This window comes from Streptococcus mitis, from assembly GCF_001579035.1.
GTDB lineage: Bacteria > Bacillota > Bacilli > Lactobacillales > Streptococcaceae > Streptococcus > Streptococcus mitis_J.
This window is the reverse complement of record NZ_KQ970289.1, coordinates 139,252-142,181: the sequence shown is the minus strand read 5'-3', so window position 1 is coordinate 142,181 and position 2,930 is coordinate 139,252. Positions and strand designations below refer to the sequence as shown.

The 2,930-nt window shown below is 32.8% G+C and carries 3 protein-coding genes; all 3 read left to right on the top strand.

Going from position 1 to position 2,930, the window contains the following annotated elements:
• Nucleotides 1-401: type 2 periplasmic-binding domain-containing protein (locus tag SMIDD26_RS13190; protein WP_246746994.1), on the top strand; the 401-nt coding region annotated here is incomplete at its 5' end.
• Nucleotides 402-503: 102 nt separating this feature from the next.
• Nucleotides 504-1,514, top strand: coding sequence for an ABC transporter ATP-binding protein (locus SMIDD26_RS07955; RefSeq protein ID WP_033679773.1), 1,011 nt, complete (start codon nucleotides 504-506; stop codon nucleotides 1,512-1,514).
• An 11-nt stretch (nucleotides 1,515-1,525) separates the two neighbouring features.
• The coding region (locus SMIDD26_RS07950; protein ID WP_061439765.1) for an ABC transporter permease at nucleotides 1,526-2,930 on the top strand (1,405 nt) is incomplete at its 3' end.

The following is a 2,930-nucleotide window of genomic DNA, read 5'->3' as shown; positions in this document are numbered from 1 at the left end:
GTTCAATTGTTAAGATGTTAGACAAAGAAGATCCAATACAATATGGAATGATGTGGGGTTCTGGTGCTTTAGTTGGACAAAAAGAACAAAATGTTGTTTTCAAAGTTATGACTCCTGAGATTGGTGTACCATTTGTAACTGAACAAACTATGGTTTTAAGCACTAGTAAAAAACAAGCGTTAGCTAAAGAATTTATTGATTGGTTTGGTCAAACAGAAATTCAAGTAGAATATAGTAAGAACTTTGGATCTATTCCTGCAAATAAAGATGCCCTAACAGAGTTACCTGAAGATACGAAAAAATTTGTGGATCAAGTGAAACCACAAAATATTGACTGGGAAGCTGTTGGAAAGCATTTGGATGAATGGGTAGAAAAAGCTGAATTAGAATACGTACAATAAGAAATAAGAGTTAATTTTTATGTCCAAGTCTCTCTATTATTTCTAAATTTATGGAAGAAATAAAGAGAGGCTTTTGGTTTAGTAATAGAGGGAGTTAGTGAGATGATTAAATTTGATAATATTCAAATTAAATATGGTGATTTTGTTGCAATTGATAATCTGAATTTAGATATACATGAAGGGGAATTTTTTACATTTCTTGGGCCTTCAGGATGTGGTAAATCAACTACTTTGAGAGCATTGGTAGGTTTTCTAGATCCATCATCAGGAAGTATTGAAGTTAATGGAACAGATGTCACTCATTTGGAACCTGAAAAGCGTGGAATTGGTATTGTATTTCAATCTTATGCGCTATTTCCAACTATGACTGTTTTTGATAATATTGCATTTGGTTTAAAAGTTAAGAAGGTAGCTCCAGATGTTATTAAAGCTAAAGTATCAGCAGTAGCAGCAAAAATTAAGATCTCTGATCAACAGTTACAGCGTAATGTATCAGAATTATCTGGGGGTCAACAACAAAGGGTAGCATTGGCTCGTGCTCTGGTTCTTGAACCTAAAATTCTTTGTCTAGATGAACCATTGTCAAACCTTGACGCAAAATTACGTGTAGATTTGAGAAAAGAGTTGAAAAGACTTCAAAAAGAGTTAGGTATTACTACTTTATATGTTACTCATGACCAAGAGGAAGCCTTAACTTTATCTGATAGAATTGCAGTCTTTAACAATGGATACATCGAACAGGTCGGTACACCTGTAGAGATTTATCATAATTCTCAAACTGAATTTGTATGTGATTTTATTGGAGATATTAATGTTTTGACCGATGAAACAGTCCACGAAGTATTACTGAAAAATGCAAGCGTTTTCTTAGAAGATAAAAAAGGATACATTCGATTAGAGAAAGTTCGATTCAATCGTGAAACTGAACAAGATTTCATTCTAAAAGGGACAATTATTGATGTTGAGTTTTCTGGAGTTACAATTCACTATACAATAAAAGTTTCTGAAAGTCAGATTCTTAATGTAACAAGTATTGATAGTCAGGCTGCTATTAGATCTGTCGGAGAAAGTGTGGAATTATTTATCACACCATCAGACGTTCTGCAATTTTAAGGAGGTGCAGTATGCGTCATAAATTAAATTTAAAAGATTGGCTTATTCGTTTAGGGTTAATCTGGTTCTTAGTAACATTTATTATTTATCCAAACTTTGATCTAGTAGTGAATGTATTTGTAAAAGGAGGAGAATTTTCCCTTGATGCTGTACATCGTGTTCTAAAATCTCAGAGGGCACTTCAGAGTATTATGAACAGTTTTAAGTTGGCATTTTCACTCATTATTACAGTTAATGTCGTAGGTATTCTTTGTGTTCTATTTACAGAATACTTTGATATTAAAGGTGCTAAAATTTTAAAATTAGGTTATATGACCTCTTTAATTTATGGAGGAGTGGTTTTAGCGACTGGATATAAATTTGTCTATGGTCCTTATGGATTGATTACAAAATTTTTACAAAATATTATCCCTTCTTTAGACCCTAACTGGTTTATTGGGTATGGTGCAGTCTTATTCATTATGACATTTTCAGGAACTGCTAATCATACATTGTTTTTAACAAATACAATTCGAAGCGTTGACTATCACACTATTGAGGCTGCTCGAAATATGGGAGCAAAACCATTTACTGTTTTCCGAAAAGTAGTGTTACCAACCTTAATTCCAACTCTATTTGCACTTACTATCATGGTTTTTCTTAGTGGTTTATCTGCAGTAGCAGCACCCATGATTGTTGGTGGTAAAGAATTTCAAACTATAAATCCAATGATTATTACATTTGCAGGGATGGGGAATTCTCGTGATTTAGCTGCTCTACTTGCAATTATTTTAGGTATTGCAACTACAATTTTGCTTACTATCATGAACAAGATAGAAAAAGGTGGAAATTATATTTCTATCTCTAAGACTAAAGCGCCTCTTAAAAAACAAAAAATTGCGTCTAAGCCTTGGAATATCATTGCTCACATTGTAGCATATGGATTGTTCACAGTTTTCATGCTTCCACTAATTTTTATAGTATTATACTCATTTACAGATCCAGTTGCAATTCAAACAGGTAACTTAACATTATCAAACTTTACTTTAGAAAATTATCGCTTATTCTTTAGTAATAGTGCGGCATTCTCTCCATTCTTGGTCAGCTTTATTTATTCTATTATTGCTGCGACAACAGCAACAATTCTCGCAGTTGTATTTGCTCGTGTTGTCAGAAAACATAAATCTCGTTTTGATTTCTTATTTGAATATGGTGCTCTACTTCCTTGGTTACTACCAAGTACACTTTTAGCAGTAAGTTTATTATTTACTTTTAATCAGCCACAATTTCTTGTCTTGAATCAGATTTTGGTAGGTAGTTTGGTAATTCTACTTATTGCATATATAGTTGTAAAAATCCCATTTTCTTATAGAATGGTACGTGCTATTTTATTTAGTGTTGATGATGAGATGGAAGATGCAGCAAGAAGTATGGGTG

Coding starts and splice junctions, on each gene's coding strand:
- SMIDD26_RS07955 (WP_033679773.1), top strand. CDS start 504: ATGATTAAATTTGATAATATTCAAATTAAATATGGTGATTTTGTTGCA.